The following is a 14,914-nucleotide window of genomic DNA, read 5'->3' on the forward strand; positions in this document are numbered from 1 at the left end:
GTGCCGTGCCGTGCCGTGCCGTGCCGTGCCGTGCCGTGCCGTGCAGTGCCGTGCCGTGCCGTGCCGTGCCGTGCCGTGCCGTGCCGTGCCGTGCCGTGCCGTGCGGGCCGGAGCGGCTGGTCAGTCCCGCGTCGCGCGGCGCTGCACTGCGGCCACGTAGCTGGCGCCGTCGGGCGGGCGGCCACTGCGCTGGCTCTCCCACAGCATCTGACCCAGACATTCCATTGCCGCATGGTGGGCATCGTGCAGCGTGCCGAGCCGGGCGGTCAGCAGTTCGACCGCCTGGCGGATGCCGCGCGGCTGATCGATCGAGCACTGCTCGCTGATCGACAGGTGCATCGACAGGTGCAGGAACGGGTTCTCCCGCGCCGCGTCGCCCTCGTACACCCGGGCGACGGCGGCATCGGCATCCGCCAGGTCGGCGTGGTACTCGGGATGCTCGTCGATCCACAGCGCCGCGAGCGTCTCGAGCGCCTCCAGCGGCGCTCCGGACCGCGACTTGGCATAGACGGAGCAGAAGAAACGGCGGACGTCCTGTTGGGAGGGCTGGAACATCCGGCCAGCCTAGCACGCACGCGACAGCCGTAGCGACTGCGGCGCCGAGGCCGCTTTTCAACCGTGGGCGAAAGCGCTATGGTGGTCTGGCGTTAGCGCGTGATGCAGGCAATAGGTTGTCGTATGACGAAGTTAATGTGAAAAATGACATGATTCGTCATAAATGGAGGCGCCGCCAGGTCGCCTGAGCAGTGTTCTGCATCGCCGCTCCCCACCGCCCACCATCGGAGGAGCCATGGCATTCAAGGACCTGTCCGTCCGCACCAAACTCGCGGTCAATTTCGGCGCCCTGGCGCTGCTGCTGCTGGCCACCGCGGCCGGCGGGCTCGCGGCCCTGTCGGCGGCCAACGACCGCTTCAGCGACTACGTCAACGGCCTGAACGCGCGCGCCCTAATGGCCGAGCACATGCGCACCGCCGTGGACCGGCGCGCGATCGCTGCGCGCAACCTCGTCATCGCCACCCGACCGGAGGACAGCGACGCTGAACACGCGGCCGTGCTGCGGGCGCACCAGGACGTGAAGACGCGGCTCGACCGCCTCGGCGAAATGCTGGCCGCCGCGCCCGACGCCACCGACGGCGACCGCGCCCTGCTCGCGCAGCTGCAGCAGGTCGAGGGGCGCTATGCCCCGGTCGCACTGCAGATCGTGGCGCTGGCGCGCGAGCGGCGGCGCGACGAGGCGATCGTCCGCATCATGGAGCAGTGCAATCCGCTGCTGAAGGAGCTGGTGGAGACCAGCCAGCGCTTCGTCGCCTCCACCGAAGAGCGGGCCGCTGCGCTGGTGGCGGATGCGCGTGCGAGCTTCGAGCGGCAGCGCGCGCTGCTCGCGGTGTTCTGCAGCCTGGCCGTCGCCGCTGCGCTGCTGATGGCCTGGCGGGTGACGATGACGCTGACCCGCCGGCTGCAGCAGGCGGTCGCGGTGGCCGACCGGATCGCCGGCGGCGACCTGACCGCGGTGGTCGAGGTGCCGGCGCAGGACGAGACCGGCCGGCTGCTGCTGGCGCTGCGGCAGATGCAGGACCGGCTGGCCGGCCTCGTCGCCACGGTGCGCAGCAACGCGGTCGAGGTGGCTGCCGCCAGCGGCGAGATCGCCGACGGCAACCACGACCTGAGCCGGCGCACCGAGCAGCAGGCCGCCGCGCTCCAGCAGACGGCCGCGTCGATGGAGCAGCTCGGCTCCACCGTGCAGCACAACGCCGACAACGCCCGCAATGCCGACCGGCTGGCCGCCGAGGCGTCGGGCGTGGCGACACGCGGCGGCGGCGTGGTGCACCAGGTGGTCGAGACGATGCAGGGCATCCGCCAGAGCGCGGCCCGCATCGGCGACATCACCGGCGTGATCGACAGCATCGCCTTCCAGACCAACATCCTGGCGTTGAACGCCGCAGTCGAGGCCGCCCGCGCCGGCGAGCAGGGCCGCGGCTTCGCCGTCGTCGCCGCCGAGGTGCGCAGCCTGGCCAGCCGCAGCGCCGCGGCTGCGAAGGAGATCAAGCAGCTGATCGCCGAGAGCACCGCGCAGGTCGAGCGCGGCTCGGAACTGGTCGGCACCGCCGGCGCGACGATGGAGGAGGTGGTGGCCGCCGTGCAGCAGGTCAGCGCGCTGATGGCCGAGATCAGCGCCGCCACCGACCAGCAGAGCCAGGGCGTGCAGCAGGTCGGCGAATCGGTCGCGCTGATGGACCAGACCACGCAGCAGAACGCCGCGCTGGTCGAGGAAAGTGCGGCGGCGGCGTCGGGCCTGCGGCGGCAGGCGGATCAGCTGGTGCAGGCGGTGTCGGTGTTCCGGCACGACGAGCGGGCGGGGGCCTCGCGGGTTCTTACGCTCGCCTAGCCGGTCGAAACCGAGCTCTGCAACGCGTGGAGGGCACGCCGCACTATCGCTGGTGCTTCATTTCTACTTTTATGGAAATGTCATAACATCCGCGCCATGACCGAAGACCAAGCCGTCCAGGCACTCGGGGCCCTGGCCCATCCGATGCGCCTGCGCATCTTCCGCGCTCTCGTCGTCGCAGGTGACGACGGCCAGACGCCCGGCGTGCTGGTCGAAGCCCTCGGCATTCCCAATGCCACGCTCTCGTTCCACCTCAAGGAGCTGTCACACGCCGGCCTGATCACCGTCGAGCGTGCGAGCCGCAACCTCGTCTACCGCGCGGCCTATGACCGCATGAACGGTTTGCTCGGATTCCTGACCGAGAACTGCTGTGCCGGCGCACCCTGCGGTGTCGATGTCCCCTCCAACGCCTGCCACTGCTGACCCATGCTTGCCGCCGTCTCGGTTTTCGTCGTCACCCTGGTCCTCGTTATCTGGCAGCCGCGCGGGCTCGGCATCGGCTGGAGCGCTGCGGCCGGCGCTCTGGCAGCGCTGGCGCTCGGGGTGGTGCACCTGTCGGACGTCCCGGTCGTGTGGGGCATCGTCTGGAACGCCACCGCCACCTTCGTTGCGGTGATCCTGATCAGCCTGCTGCTCGACGAGGCCGGCTTCTTCGAGTGGGCCGCGCTGCACGTCGCCCGCCGGGGCGGCGGACGCGGCGCTCGGCTGTTCGGGTCGATCGTGCTGCTGGGCGCAGCCGTCTCTGCGCTGTTCGCCAACGACGGCGCGGCGCTGATCCTCACGCCCATCGTCATGGCGATGCTGGTCGCACTCGGCTTCTCGCCGGCCGCCACGCTCGCCTTCGTGATGGCCGCGGGCTTCATCGCCGATACCGCCAGCCTGCCGCTGATCGTCTCGAACCTGGTCAACATCGTCTCGGCCGACTTCTTCGGACTGGGCTTCGCCGGCTACGCATCGGTGATGGTGCCGGTGAACATCGTCTCGGTCGTGGCGAGTTTGGGCGTGCTCTACCTGTACTTCCGTCGAGACCTGCCGACGACCTATGACCGGGGCCAGTTGCGCAGGCCGGCGGAAGCGATCCGCGACCGCGCCACCTTCCGCGCCGGTTGGGTGGTACTCGGGCTGCTGCTGCTCGGCTTCTTCGCGCTGGAACCGCTCGGCGTACCGGTCAGCGTCGTGGCCGCAGCCTGCGCGGTGCTGCTGCTCGCGGTCGCCAGCCGAGGCCGGGTCATTCCGGTCCGTCGGGTGCTGCGCGGCGCACCCTGGCATATCGTCGTCTTCTCGCTCGGCATGTACTTGGTGGTCTACGGGCTATTCAATGCCGGGCTGACCGCGCACCTGGCGGGCCTGCTGGATCGGTTCGCGCAGGGCGGTGTCTGGGGTGCGGCGTTCGGCACCGGCTTCCTGACCGCGCTGCTGTCCTCGGTCATGAACAACATGCCGACCGTGCTGGTGGGTGCGCTGTCCATCGACCAGTCGTCTGCCACGGGCGTCGTCAGGGAGGCGATGGTCCATGCCAACGTGATCGGCTGCGACCTGGGACCGAAAATCACGCCCATCGGGAGCCTCGCCACCCTGCTGTGGCTGCACGTGCTGTCCCGCAAGGGCACCACCATCGCCTGGAGCTACTACTTTCGCGTGGGTGTCGTGCTGACCGTGCCGGTGCTCGCTGCTGCGCTGGCCGCGCTGGCGATTCGCCTGAGCCTCTGACCCCACTTCTAACCGCACCCCATGAGCATCACGATCTATCACAACGCCCACTGCGGCACCTCGCGCAACACGCTGGCGCTCATCCGCAATTCCGGCGCGGAGCCGACGGTCATCGAGTACCTAAAGACGCCGCCGGACCGGACCACGCTGCAGCGGCTGATCGCGCAGATGGGCGTGCCGGTGCGCGATGTGCTGCGGCAAAAGGGCACGCCCTACGACGAACTTGGCCTGGACGATCCGAAGTGGACCGACGAGCAACTGCTTGATTTCATCGTCGCGCATCCGATCCTGATGAACCGGCCGATCGTGGAGACACCCCTGGGCACCCGGCTCTGCCGGCCGTCCGAGGCGGTGCTGGACATCCTGCCGCAGCCGCAGCGCGGGGCGTTCACGAAGGAGGACGGGGAGGCGGTGGTCGATGCGGAAGGGCGTCGCATCGGAAGCCGTTGATCTTCCTTACGGTCAAACGGTGGTTTTATCGCCGGGATTACGCCTATGCGGCGGGAACGAAGTGACCAGGGCCCGCAACGAAGGTTGTGCGACTCCGTCGGGCTGGGTGATTGATGCTGTTGAAAAAGTAATCACGTGCCCGTCCTATTTGCCCTGCTAGGTGTAACTGGGCATGGCGCAGTCACATTATGGGGTGTTGCCGCATCCTGGCTCCGAGAAAATGTGTATCTCTCGTTCTGCCGGCGGCGTGTAAGGCATCGAAATCTAAGCTAAACTTCCAAAAGCATAAGGGCCTGACTGCTTTTGCGGCCAGGCCCGTCCATCATCGATACGATTATTTATCTTTTCCAGAGGTAATCGTCACCTTCGGAACTTCGACAACCTTTTCCTCGGTCTTGACCGTCGGGACCGTCACGGTTTTTTCGGTGGTCGTGACCGCAACCGACGGGGGCGTCACATCGTACTTCGGCAGGGTGATATCGCCCGCCTGCTTTTTCTCGACTTCGTATTTGGGCAGGGTGACATTACCTTCTGCGGTCTTCTTCACGTCGCAGCCGCTGAGCATTGCCACCGCAATTGCGGCCGAGCCGAGGACAATCATGGACAAGCGATTTTTCGTCATTTTTTGCTTTCGTGGATGGACGGTATAGGGGCGATTAAAATTCACCGATCGCACCTTTCAGATCGGCCGGCCAGTTAATGAACCGGTTAGTCGGGTGACGGTGGCGATAAGCGCTGTCAAAGTATCGTCCTGCGGGCGGTCCATTTTGTTAATGAATGTCAATCGTCCAGTCGGTCTCGTCCGCCGGCGCGCGGCGGACCACCGTGATCGCAGCGCGTTGCGACAGGCGACTGCGGAAACGCCGATGCGGCTGCCCTGTATTCGGACGGGGCGCCGCCGACCCGCCCGCGCATCAGCCGCCCCGCGCCTGCAGCCGCCGCGAAATCGCATCCGCCGTCGCTCGCAGCCGCGGCAGGATCTCCTGCTGCAGCGCCTCCACCCCCGTCCGGTTGATCTGCCCGCTGACGTTGATCGCCGCCACGGTGCGGCCTGCGCGGTCGGTGACCGGCGCGGCGATCGACACCAGGCCTTCCTCCAGTTCCTGGTTCAGTAGGCACCAGCCCTGCGACCGCGCCTCGCGGACGCGGGCCATCAGCGCATCCACATCGGTCTCGGTATGCGGTGTGAGGGCCGGGCGCGGCGACGCTGCGATGCGGCGCCGGGCCTCGTCCTCCGGCAGGGCGGCGAGCAGCACCCGGCCGAGCGAGGTCACGCAGGCCGGCAGCCGGGAACCGACGCCCAGGCTGATCTTCATGATCTTGTGGGTCGGCACCCGCAGCACATAGACGATCTCGTGGCCGTCCAGCACCGCGGCCGAGCACGACTCCTTCACCTGCTCGACCAGGTCTTCCATCAGCGGCTCGGCCAGGTTCCACATCGGCATCGACGACAGGTAGGCGAAGCCGAGGTCGAGGATGCGCGGCGTCAGCGCGAACAGGCGGCCGTCGCTCTCCACATAGCCGAGCGTCTCCAGCGTCAGCAGGATGCGGCGCGCGCCGGCGCGGGTCAGGCCGGTCGCGACCGCGACCTCCGACAGCGTCTGCCGCGGCGCGGTGCTGCTGAAGCTGCGGATCACCTCCAACCCGCGGGCAAACGACTGCACGTAGCTGTCGCCGGGGCGGGGGGATGCGGGTAAATCCCCGCGCGCAGCGGGGTCGGCATGGGTTGGCAAGGACATGGTGCAGCCCTAGAATCCGTCAAGAAATTCATTCTACGAACATTTGTTCGTATTGCGAACATTTCAGACTATCGGCTGCACGGGTCGATGCTTCCAGGAGACACATTCCATGATCGACAAGATCGCGGCCTCGGTGGCCGAGGCGCTCGACGGCGCGGTGCAGGACGGGGCGACGGTGCTGATCGGCGGCTTCGGCACCTCCGGCATTCCGTCCGAACTGATCGACGGCCTGATCGCCCACGGCGCGAAGGAGCTGACCGTCGTCAACAACAACGCCGGCAACGGCGACACCGGCCTGGCCGCGCTGTTGGCCACCGGCCGGGTGCGCAAGGTGATCTGCAGCTTCCCGCGGCAGGTCGACAGCCATGTGTTCGACGGCCTCTACCGCAGCGGCAAGTTGGAACTGGAACTGGTGCCGCAGGGCAACCTGGCCGAGCGCATCCGCGCCGCGGGGGCCGGCATCGGCGCCTTCTTCTGCCCGACCGCCTACGGCACCGAACTGGCCGCCGGCAAGGAAACCCGCGAGATCGACGGGCGGCACTACGTGCTCGAGTACCCGATCCACGCCGAACTGGCGCTGGTCAAGGCCGAAGCCGGCGACCGCTGGGGCAACCTGACCTACCGCAAGGCCGCGCGCAACTTCGGTCCGGTGATGGCGACGGCGGCGAAAAAGACCATCGCCACCGTCCACGAGATCCGGGACCTGGGCGGGCTGGACCCGGAGGCGGTCGTCACCCCCGGCATCTACGTGCACCGCATCGTGAAGATCGACCGGGTGGCCACCCAGGCCGGCGGTTTCCGCAAATCCGCCTGACATCGGCACCCAAAACGCCTCTGGCGCAGGAGCAGCAAGCGTGAGCAGCTATCAAAAACGGAGCAAGGACGAACTCGCCCGCCGGGTGGCGCAGGACATCCACGACGGCGCGTACGTCAACCTCGGCATCGGCCAGCCGACGCTGGTGGCCAACCACATCCCGGCCGGCCGCGAGGTCATCCTGCAGAGCGAGAACGGCATCCTCGGCATGGGCCCGGCGCCGGCGAAGGGCGACGAGGACTACGACCTGATCAACGCCGGCAAGCAGCCGGTGACCCTGCTGGCCGGTGGCGCGTATTTCCACCATGCCGACAGCTTCGGGATGATGCGTGGCGGCCACCTCGACATCTGCGTGCTCGGCGCCTTCCAGGTGTCGGCCACCGGCGACCTGGCCAACTGGAGCACCGGCGAGCCCGGCGCCATCCCGGCGGTCGGCGGTGCGATGGACCTGGCGATCGGCGCCAAGCAGACCTGGGTGATGATGGATCTGCTCACCAAGCAGGGCGCGAGCAAGGTGGTCGAGCGCTGCACCTATCCGCTCACCGGCGTCGGCTGCGTCAAGCGCATCTACTCCGACCTGGCCACGCTCGCCTGCACGCCCGATGGCTTGCGGCTGATCGACACGGTCGACGGCCTGTCGCGCGAGGCACTCGAACGGCTGGTCGGCCTGCCGATAGCCGCCGCCTGACGGCCGATCCGGCCGCGCCGGCCCGTCCGCCGCCTTCTTTTCTCTTCCATTCTTCCGAGACAACAGGAGCTTCCATGAGCCACACCCTGACCCAGGCCTTCATCTGCGACGCCGTCCGCACCCCCTTCGGCCGCTACGGCGGCGCGCTGTCGTCGGTCCGCACCGACGACCTGGGCGCGGTGCCGCTGAAGGCGCTGATCGCCCGCAACCCGAACGTCGACTGGACGGCGGTCGCCGACGTGCTCTACGGCTGCGCCAACCAGGCCGGCGAGGACAACCGCAACGTCGCCCGCATGGCCGCGCTGCTGGCCGGCCTGCCGATCGAGGTGCCGGGCGCCACCATCAACCGCCTCTGCGGCTCCGGCCTGGATGCGGTGGGCAGTGCGGCCCGCGCGATCAAGGCGGGCGAGGCCGGCCTGATGATCGCCGGCGGCGTGGAGAGCATGAGCCGCGCCCCCTTCGTCATGCCGAAGGCCGATACCGCCTTCAGCCGCGCCAACGCGGTCTACGACACGACCATCGGCTGGCGCTTCGTCAACAAGCTGATGAAGCAGCAGTACGGCGTCGATTCGATGCCTGAGACCGCCGAGAACGTGGCCGACGATTACGGCATCGAGCGCGAAGCGCAGGACCGCATGGCGCTCGCCTCGCAGCAGAAGGCGGTGGCCGCGCAGAAGGCCGGCTTCTTCGACAGCGAGATCGTGCCGGTCACGATTCCGCAGAAGAAGGGCGATGCGGTGGTGGTGAACAAGGACGAGCATCCGCGCGACACCACGCTCGAGACGCTCGCGAAACTGAAGCCGGTGGTGCGCGAAGGCGGCACCGTGACCGCGGGAAATGCCAGCGGCGTGAACGACGGCGCGGTGGCGATGCTGATCGCCTCCGAGGCCGCCGCGAAGCAGCACGGCCTGACGCCGCGCGCCCGCATCGTCGGCATGGCGACCGCCGGCGTCGCGCCGCGGATCATGGGCATCGGTCCGGCCCCGGCCACGCAGAAGGTGCTGCAGCTGACCGGCCTGACGCTCGACCAGCTCGACGTGATCGAGCTGAACGAAGCATTTGCCGCGCAGGGCCTGGCGGTGTTGCGCCAGCTCGGCCTGCAGGACGACGACCCGCGCGTGAACCCGAACGGCGGGGCGATCGCGCTCGGCCATCCGCTCGGCGCCTCGGGCGCGCGGCTGGCGACCACCGCGGTCAACCAGCTGCACCGCACCGGCGGCCGCTACGCGCTCTGCACCATGTGCATCGGCGTGGGGCAGGGCATCGCCGTGATCCTGGAGCGGGTGTGATCGACCGCCGGACGACGCTGGCGCTTCTGGCTGCCACTGCCTGCGCCACCGCGATGACGGCGGCGCGGGCGCAGGGCGTACGGCCGGTCCGCATCGTGGTGCCGTTCGCACCCGGCGGCGGCAACGACGTCTTCGCGCGGCAGCTGGCGCAGGGGCTCGGCCCGCTGCGCGGCGGCACGGTGGTGGTGGAGAACAAGCCCGGCGCCGGCGGCAACCTCGGCACCGAGCAGGTGGTGCGCAGTACCGCCGACGGCGGCACGCTGCTGCTCGGCCACACCGGCACCGTGTCGATCAACCCGGCGCTCTACAAGAACCTGAAGGTCGACAGCCGCCGTGACCTGGCGCCGGTCGCGATGTTCGCGTCCTCGCCGCTGGTGCTGGTGGTGCCGGCGTCGTCGCCGGTGCGCAGCGTCGGCGATCTGGTCGCGCTGGCGAAGGCAAAACCCGGCACGCTCGACTACGCCTCGAGCGGCGCCGGCACCGGCGGCCACCTGACCGGCGAGCTGCTGGAGCAGAAGGCCGGGCTGAAGATCTTGCACGTGCCGTACAAGGGCACCGCGCCGGCGCTCGCCGATGTGGTCGGCGGCCAGGTGCAGGCGATGTTCAGCGTGCTGCCGCCGGCGCTCGCGCTGGTGAAGGCCGGCCGGCTGCGGGCGCTGGCGGTGACCAGCGCGGCGCGGCTCGCGTCGCTGCCCGAGGTGCCGACCGTCGCTGAATCCGGCGTGCCCGGCCTCGCGGGCTTCGAGAGCACGCTCACCTACGGCCTGCTCGCACCGCGCGGCACGCCCGACGCGGCGGTGCAGGAGCTTGCCGCGCAGGTGCTGAAGGTGGCGTCCACCGCCGACTTCCAGTCGCGCCTCGCGGTCGAAGGCGCGGTGCCGCTGCTCGGCGGGCCGGCCGATTACGCCGCGCTGATCCGGCGCGAGAACGCCAAGTGGGCCGAGACCGTGCAGGTCTCCGGCGCCACCGCCGACTGACGAATTTTTTCCTTATGCAGGAACCGTATCCCATGTCCCTTCCCACCGCCACCGTCGTCACCGGCGCCAGCGCCGGCATCGGCCGGGCGATCGCCGAGGCGCTGCTGGCCGAGGGCCGCACCGTGGTCAACCTCGACTACGCGGCGCCCGGCTGGCAGCACGACCGGCTCGTCTCCTTCCAGGCCGACCTGACCGACGAGGCCGCGACCCGCGATGCCGCCGCGGCGATCGCCGCCCGCTTCGCCGTGGTCGCGCTGGTCAACAACGCCGGTGCCACCCGGCCCGGCACCATCGACACCGCCACCACCGCCGATCTCGACGACGTGGTCGGTCTGCACCTGCGGGCGCCGATGTTGCTGGCCCAGGCCTTTCTGCCGTCGCTGCGCGCCTGCGGCCAGGGGCGGATCGTCAACATGTCGTCGCGCGCCGCGCTCGGCAAGGTGGACCGCATCGTGTATTCCGCGACCAAGGCCGGCCTGGTGGGCCTGACCCGCACGCTGGCGATGGAGCTCGGCCGCGACGGCATCACCGTCAACGCGATCGGCCCCGGCCCGATCGCGACCGACCTGTTCCGCAAGAGCAACCCCGAGGGCGCGCCGCAGACGCAGCGCATCCTCGACCGCATCACCGTCGGCCGCATGGGCACGCCGGAGGACGTGGCGCGCGCCGCGCTGTTCTTCCTGGCGCCGGCCAACGGCTTCGTCACCGGGCAGATGCTCTACGTCTGCGGCGGCACCACGCTCGGCGAAGCGCCGGTCTGACCCGCTCTACCCCAGCCGGGCCCCACGCCCGGTGGTTCGCGCGGCCCGCCGTGGCCCTCCGCCGCCCGGCGCCGCAGTCCCTCGCCCGCACCGGTGTGCCGGCCTTTTTCAGTTTTCAGGAGACCTTTGTCGTGATCCGTTCCATGTCCGCTTTCGCTTCCCGTGCGCTGTCGCGCCGCCGTCTGGGCCTGGGCCTGGGCGCCCTGGCCGCCGCCGCCGTGCTGGCCGCGCCCGCCGCCGCCTGGGCGCAGGCCTATCCGTCGAAGACCATCACCATCGTCGTGCCGTTTGCGGCCGGCGGCACCACCGACATCCTGGCCCGGGTGATCGGTCAGGCGCTCGGCACCGAGCTCGGCCAGCCGGTGGTGGTGGACAACCGGCTCGGCGCCGGCGGCAACGTCGGCGGCCAGTTCGCCGCCCGCGCGGCGGCCGACGGCTATACGCTGTTCATGGGCACCGTCGGCACCCACGCGATCAACCAGTCGCTCTATCCGAAGATGCCGTTCGACCCGATCAAGGACTTCGCGCCGATCTCGCGGGTGGCCAACGTGCCGAACGTGCTGGTCGCCAATCCGCAGCAGCCGTTCAAGACGGTGAAGGAGCTGATCGCCTATGCCAAGGCTAATCCGGGCAAGGTGAACTTCGGCTCGTCGGGCAACGGCAGCTCGATCCACCTGTCGGGCGAGCTGTTCAAGACGATGGCGCAGGTCGACATGGTCCACGTGCCCTACAAGGGCAGCGCGCCGGCGGTCAACGACCTGCTGGGCAACCAGATCGGCATTATGTTCGACAACCTGCCGTCGTCGCTGCCGCACATCCGCGCCGGCAAGCTGCGGCCGATCGCGGTCACCACCGCCAAGCGCTCGCCCGAACTGCCGGACGTGCCGACCATCGCCGAGGCCGGCGTGCCCGGCTACGAGGCGACCTCGTGGTTCGGCCTGTTCGCACCGGCCGGCACCCCGGCCCCGGTGATCGAGCGGATCGACACCGCGCTGATCAAGGTGCTGGGCACCGCCGAACTGAAGAAGAAGCTGAGCGAGCAGGGCGCCGAGCCCTACGCCGAGAAGCCCGCCCAGTTCGCCGCCTTCATCCAGGCCGAGACCGCCAAGTGGGGCAAGGTCGTGAAGGCCTCGGGCGCCACGGTCGACTGACAATCCGTTCCCGTTCGCACCACCGACGATCCACAGCAGGAGACAAGACCATGCACCGTACGTCCACCACCACCCGCCGCCGCTTCGGCGCCGCCACCCTCGCGCTTGCCGGCGCGGCCGCGCTCTGGGGCGCAGGCCCTGTCCATGCGCAGCAGGCGCAGCAGCCGCAGCCGGCCGCGGCGCCTGCTGCCTGGCCGACCAAGCCGGTGCGCATCATCACGCCGTTCCCGGTGGGCGGCGGTCCGGACGGCCTGGCCCGGCTGGTGGCCGACAAGCTCTCGCGCAAATGGGGGCAGCCGGTGGTGGTGGAGAACCGCCCGGGCGGCAACGGCTTCATCGCGATCGACGCCTTCAAGCGCGGCGCCAAGGACGGCACCGACCTGATCCAGCTCGACAACGTGCACCTCGCGGCCTACCCGTCGCTGTTCAAGAAGCTGCCGTACGACATCGATAAGGATTTCGATCCGATCCTGCCGATGTTCCGCACCTACTTCTTCTTCACGGTGCCGACCAACAGCAAGTACCAGTCGGTGGCCGACCTGATCGCCGACGCCAAGGCCAATCCCGGCAAGCTGAACTACGGCTCCTGGTCGGTCGGCAATCCGGTGCACCTGGGCTCGGAACTGTTCGAGTCGATGACCGGCACGCAGATGGAGCACGTGATCTACAAGGAGACCACGCAGCTCTACACCTCGGTCGCGACCGGCGAGCTGGCCTTCGCCCTCGGCTCCAGCGCCACCGCCGGGCCGCTCTACCGCGCGGGCAAGATCAAGCTGCTCGCCGTCGCCGCGCCCAAGCGCACGGTGGGCTACGAGAACGTGCCGACGGTCGCCGAATCCGGCGGTCCGGCCGGCTTCGAGGTGATCGGCTGGAACGCGATCGCCGCGCCGAAGGGCTTGCCGCCCGCGGTGACCGACAAGATCAAGCGTGACGTGGAGGAGGCGCTCGCCGAGCCCGACGCCCGCGAGAAGTTCGTCAGCTTCGGCTACGAACCCTTCCCGCAGACGCGCGACCAGTTCCGCCAGTTCATCGCGAGTGAATCGAAGCGCTTCGGCGACGTGATCCGCAAGGCGAACATCTCGCTCGACTGAGCCAGCGGCGGCAGCGGCGTTCGCGTCGCAGGCCCTTCCAAAACAAAAGCCGCCGGTGCACAGGGCACCGGCGGCTTTTTTCATGGATTGCTCGGAGGCGTCAGGACACGCGCAGTTCCTTGTGCTCGCCCAGGTCCTGCGGTGGCTTGCCGGTGACGACCGACTTGGCCATCTTGAACAGCTGGGTGACCTTGCTGTCGGTCACGTCCCAGTATTCGGCGCCGATGATGCGGACTTCCAGCAGCTGCAGGTCCGGATCGGTCGGGCCGCCCGGGAACCAGGCCTCGGCCATCTTGGTCCAGAGGCGCTCCACCGTGGCGCGGTCTTCCACGTCGCGGGCCTCGCCGGAGACCGACACATAGCTGTCCTTGCCCGGATGGGCGTAGGCGATGTTGACGTTGCCGTCCTCGCGCACCCGGGCGGCGATCTCGCTGCTGCGCGAGACGAAGAAGTAGAGCACCGCGCCTTCGTCGAGCGACTGGTTCTGGGTGGTCAGCGGATGGCTGTGCAGCCGGCCGTCGCCGTGGCGGTGCGTGAACATGCCGAATTTGATGTCCTTGATCAGGTCCCACAGCTTGGCGTGGTCGGAGGTCTGGTCGCTCATGGTGTGTTCTTTCGGTCGGATGGATCGAAAGCGCAGCGTGACTGCCCGTCGGCGGGAGCCGCGTCAGCCTGCGACGCCGGGCGGTGTGCGGCGATGCCCACACTGCACGCCCGCCGCAGGCCCGTGGCCGGCCGGATACAGTGGCCGCTGCCATTCCGCGCTCCTCCGCTGCCTGTCTGCCCGTGCCGCTGCCCGTCATCACCGATCCTTTCTTCTATGCCGTTGCCATCCCCGCGGTGCTGCTGCTCGGCATCAGCAAGAGCGGCTTCGGCGCCGGCTTCGGCGCGCTCGCGGTTCCGCTGATGGGCCTGGCGGTGGCGATCCCCGACGCCGCGGCGATCCTGATGCCGGTGCTGCTCGCGATGGATCTGCTCGGCATCGCGGCCTTCCGGCGCCACTTCGACCGGGCGCTGCTGCGCTTCCTGCTGCAGTGGGCGCTGGTCGGCACGGTGGTGGGGGCGCTGCTGTTCCGGCTGCTGGATGCGCGGCTGGTGGCGGGCATCGTCGGTGTCTGCACGCTGATGTTCCTGGCGCAGCGGCTGTTCTTCCGGCCGCGCCCCGACGACCCGGCGCCGCCGCGCTGGGCCGGTGCGGCACTGACAGTGGTGTCGGGCTTCACCAGCTTCGTCGCCCATGCGGGCAGCCCGCCGCTCAACGCCTACCTGATTCCGCTGCGGCTGCCGCCGATGGTGTTCACCGCCACCATGGCCTTCCTGTTCTTCGGCGTGAACCTGTCGAAGTGGATTCCGTATGCCTGGCTGGGACTGATCGACCTGCGCAACATGGCCACGTCCATTGTGCTGCTGCCGTTCGCACCGCTCGGGGTGTGGGCAGGGTTCCGGATCGCTCGGCGGATCAACGAGCGCTGGTTCTACCGCATCCTGACCGGCGGCATGCTGCTGACCGGCTGCAAGCTGTGCTGGGACGGCTTCGGCCATATGCTATCGATTCGATAGCTGTTTGCGCAGGCGGGACGGGCGCTGGAGCTCGAAAATGGCAAGGATTCAGTCTGGCCCACGGCCCGCATTACCATCGGCGCTTCCTCTCATCCGCAGGAGCCTCGCCATGCCCGTCGTCGTCGTAGCCAATCCCAAGGGGGGCGTGGGCAAGTCGACCCTATCCACCAACATCGCCGGCCACTTCGCGCAGCAGGGCCATCCGGTGCTGCTCGGCGACATCGACCGGCAGCAGTCCTCGCGGCTGTGGCTGAGCCTGCGGCCCGAGACCGTGCCGCCGATCGGCGTCTGGGAGGCG

General features: G+C 69.1%; 17 protein-coding genes. 13 read left to right on the forward strand and 4 right to left on the reverse strand.

Going from position 1 to position 14,914, the window contains the following annotated elements:
* Positions 1-120 precede the first annotated feature (120 nt).
* Entirely contained in the window at positions 121-555 is a 435-nt protein-coding gene (locus QZ500_RS16830; RefSeq protein ID WP_295856790.1) for a DUF1841 family protein, read from the reverse strand.
* Positions 556-790: 235 nt separating this feature from the next.
* Here QZ500_RS16830 and QZ500_RS16835 point away from each other — a divergent pair, with 235 nt between their 5' ends.
* The 4 genes from QZ500_RS16835 (at position 791) to arsC (ending at position 4,546) form a co-directional block, all read left to right on the forward strand.
* Entirely contained in the window at positions 791-2,386 is a 1,596-nt protein-coding gene (locus QZ500_RS16835) for a methyl-accepting chemotaxis protein (RefSeq protein ID WP_295856791.1), read from the forward strand.
* 96 nt (positions 2,387-2,482) lie between these two features.
* Positions 2,483-2,809, forward strand: coding sequence for a helix-turn-helix domain-containing protein (locus QZ500_RS16840; RefSeq protein ID WP_295856793.1), 327 nt, complete (start codon positions 2,483-2,485; stop codon positions 2,807-2,809).
* Positions 2,810-2,812: 3 nt separating this feature from the next.
* A complete protein-coding gene (locus tag QZ500_RS16845) occupies positions 2,813-4,096 on the forward strand; it encodes an arsenic transporter (protein WP_295856795.1) in 1,284 nt (427 codons plus the stop codon).
* 21 nt (positions 4,097-4,117) lie between these two features.
* Positions 4,118-4,546 carry an arsenate reductase (glutaredoxin) gene (gene arsC / locus QZ500_RS16850; RefSeq protein ID WP_295856796.1) on the forward strand — a complete coding sequence of 143 codons (429 nt, stop codon included), beginning with the start codon at positions 4,118-4,120 and terminating at the stop codon, positions 4,544-4,546.
* Positions 4,547-4,880: 334 nt separating this feature from the next.
* Here arsC and QZ500_RS16855 read toward each other — a convergent pair whose 3' ends face one another.
* Both QZ500_RS16855 and QZ500_RS16860 read right to left on the reverse strand, forming a co-directional pair.
* A complete protein-coding gene (locus QZ500_RS16855) occupies positions 4,881-5,147 on the reverse strand; it encodes a hypothetical protein (protein WP_295856798.1) in 267 nt (88 codons plus the stop codon).
* Positions 5,148-5,460: 313 nt separating this feature from the next.
* Positions 5,461-6,285, reverse strand: coding sequence for an IclR family transcriptional regulator C-terminal domain-containing protein (locus QZ500_RS16860; protein WP_295856800.1), 825 nt, complete (start codon positions 6,283-6,285; stop codon positions 5,461-5,463).
* 109 nt (positions 6,286-6,394) lie between these two features.
* Between QZ500_RS16860 and QZ500_RS16865 the strand changes: the two genes are divergently transcribed.
* The 7 genes from QZ500_RS16865 to QZ500_RS16895 all read left to right on the forward strand — a co-directional run bounded on the left by QZ500_RS16865 (position 6,395) and on the right by QZ500_RS16895 (position 13,056).
* Positions 6,395-7,099: a 3-oxoacid CoA-transferase subunit A gene (locus tag QZ500_RS16865; RefSeq protein WP_295856801.1), complete on the forward strand. Its 705-nt coding sequence runs from the start codon at positions 6,395-6,397 to the stop codon at positions 7,097-7,099.
* A gap of 40 nt (positions 7,100-7,139) precedes the next feature.
* Positions 7,140-7,787, forward strand: a complete 648-nt coding sequence (locus QZ500_RS16870; RefSeq protein WP_295856803.1) for a 3-oxoacid CoA-transferase subunit B — start codon at positions 7,140-7,142, stop codon at positions 7,785-7,787.
* Positions 7,788-7,861: 74 nt separating this feature from the next.
* Positions 7,862-9,076, forward strand: a complete 1,215-nt coding sequence (gene pcaF, locus QZ500_RS16875) for a 3-oxoadipyl-CoA thiolase (RefSeq protein WP_295856805.1) — start codon at positions 7,862-7,864, stop codon at positions 9,074-9,076.
* Between the two features lie 53 nt (positions 9,077-9,129).
* Positions 9,130-10,053 (forward strand): tripartite tricarboxylate transporter substrate binding protein, encoded by a 924-nt coding sequence (locus QZ500_RS16880; RefSeq protein WP_295856813.1) that lies wholly within the window; start codon positions 9,130-9,132, stop codon positions 10,051-10,053.
* A gap of 32 nt (positions 10,054-10,085) precedes the next feature.
* Positions 10,086-10,814, forward strand: a complete 729-nt coding sequence (locus tag QZ500_RS16885; protein ID WP_295856807.1) for an SDR family oxidoreductase — start codon at positions 10,086-10,088, stop codon at positions 10,812-10,814.
* 143 nt (positions 10,815-10,957) lie between these two features.
* On the forward strand, positions 10,958-11,965 hold the full coding sequence (locus QZ500_RS16890; RefSeq protein ID WP_295856814.1) for a tripartite tricarboxylate transporter substrate binding protein: 1,008 nt from the start codon (positions 10,958-10,960) through the stop codon (positions 11,963-11,965).
* Between the two features lie 50 nt (positions 11,966-12,015).
* Complete coding sequence (locus tag QZ500_RS16895) at positions 12,016-13,056, forward strand: tripartite tricarboxylate transporter substrate binding protein (protein ID WP_295856808.1); 1,041 nt, start codon at positions 12,016-12,018, stop codon at positions 13,054-13,056.
* Between the two features lie 100 nt (positions 13,057-13,156).
* Here the strand turns inward: QZ500_RS16895 and QZ500_RS16900 are convergent, their stop codons facing one another.
* Positions 13,157-13,660, reverse strand: a complete 504-nt coding sequence (locus QZ500_RS16900; RefSeq protein ID WP_295856810.1) for a pyridoxamine 5'-phosphate oxidase family protein — start codon at positions 13,658-13,660, stop codon at positions 13,157-13,159.
* Positions 13,661-13,842: 182 nt separating this feature from the next.
* Here QZ500_RS16900 and QZ500_RS16905 point away from each other — a divergent pair, with 182 nt between their 5' ends.
* Together QZ500_RS16905 and QZ500_RS16910 are read left to right on the forward strand one after the other, a co-directional pair.
* On the forward strand, positions 13,843-14,616 hold the full coding sequence (locus QZ500_RS16905; protein WP_295856811.1) for a sulfite exporter TauE/SafE family protein: 774 nt from the start codon (positions 13,843-13,845) through the stop codon (positions 14,614-14,616).
* A gap of 109 nt (positions 14,617-14,725) precedes the next feature.
* Positions 14,726-14,914: ParA family protein (locus tag QZ500_RS16910; protein WP_295856812.1), on the forward strand; the 189-nt coding region annotated here is incomplete at its 3' end.

Origin of the sequence: uncultured Xylophilus sp. (assembly GCA_913776965.1) — a bacterium.
Taxonomy (GTDB): domain Bacteria; phylum Pseudomonadota; class Gammaproteobacteria; order Burkholderiales; family Burkholderiaceae_C; genus Xylophilus.

What these genes read in the sequence shown, in the direction of transcription:
- QZ500_RS16830 (WP_295856790.1), bottom strand. Translation starts at nt 555, where the DNA reads ATGTTCCAGCCCTCCCAACAGGACGTCCGCCGTTTCTTCTGCTCCGTC.
- QZ500_RS16835 (WP_295856791.1), top strand. Translation starts at nt 791, where the DNA reads ATGGCATTCAAGGACCTGTCCGTCCGCACCAAACTCGCGGTCAATTTC.
- QZ500_RS16840 (WP_295856793.1), top strand. Translation starts at nt 2,483, where the DNA reads ATGACCGAAGACCAAGCCGTCCAGGCACTCGGGGCCCTGGCCCATCCG.
- QZ500_RS16845 (WP_295856795.1), top strand. Translation starts at nt 2,813, where the DNA reads ATGCTTGCCGCCGTCTCGGTTTTCGTCGTCACCCTGGTCCTCGTTATC.
- arsC (WP_295856796.1), top strand. Translation starts at nt 4,118, where the DNA reads ATGAGCATCACGATCTATCACAACGCCCACTGCGGCACCTCGCGCAAC.
- QZ500_RS16855 (WP_295856798.1), bottom strand. Translation starts at nt 5,147, where the DNA reads ATGATTGTCCTCGGCTCGGCCGCAATTGCGGTGGCAATGCTCAGCGGC.
- QZ500_RS16860 (WP_295856800.1), bottom strand. Translation starts at nt 6,285, where the DNA reads ATGTCCTTGCCAACCCATGCCGACCCCGCTGCGCGCGGGGATTTACCC.
- QZ500_RS16865 (WP_295856801.1), top strand. Translation starts at nt 6,395, where the DNA reads ATGATCGACAAGATCGCGGCCTCGGTGGCCGAGGCGCTCGACGGCGCG.
- pcaF (WP_295856805.1), top strand. Translation starts at nt 7,862, where the DNA reads ATGAGCCACACCCTGACCCAGGCCTTCATCTGCGACGCCGTCCGCACC.
- QZ500_RS16880 (WP_295856813.1), top strand. Translation starts at nt 9,130, where the DNA reads ATGACGGCGGCGCGGGCGCAGGGCGTACGGCCGGTCCGCATCGTGGTG.
- QZ500_RS16885 (WP_295856807.1), top strand. Translation starts at nt 10,086, where the DNA reads ATGTCCCTTCCCACCGCCACCGTCGTCACCGGCGCCAGCGCCGGCATC.
- QZ500_RS16890 (WP_295856814.1), top strand. Translation starts at nt 10,958, where the DNA reads ATGTCCGCTTTCGCTTCCCGTGCGCTGTCGCGCCGCCGTCTGGGCCTG.
- QZ500_RS16895 (WP_295856808.1), top strand. Translation starts at nt 12,016, where the DNA reads ATGCACCGTACGTCCACCACCACCCGCCGCCGCTTCGGCGCCGCCACC.
- QZ500_RS16900 (WP_295856810.1), bottom strand. Translation starts at nt 13,660, where the DNA reads ATGAGCGACCAGACCTCCGACCACGCCAAGCTGTGGGACCTGATCAAG.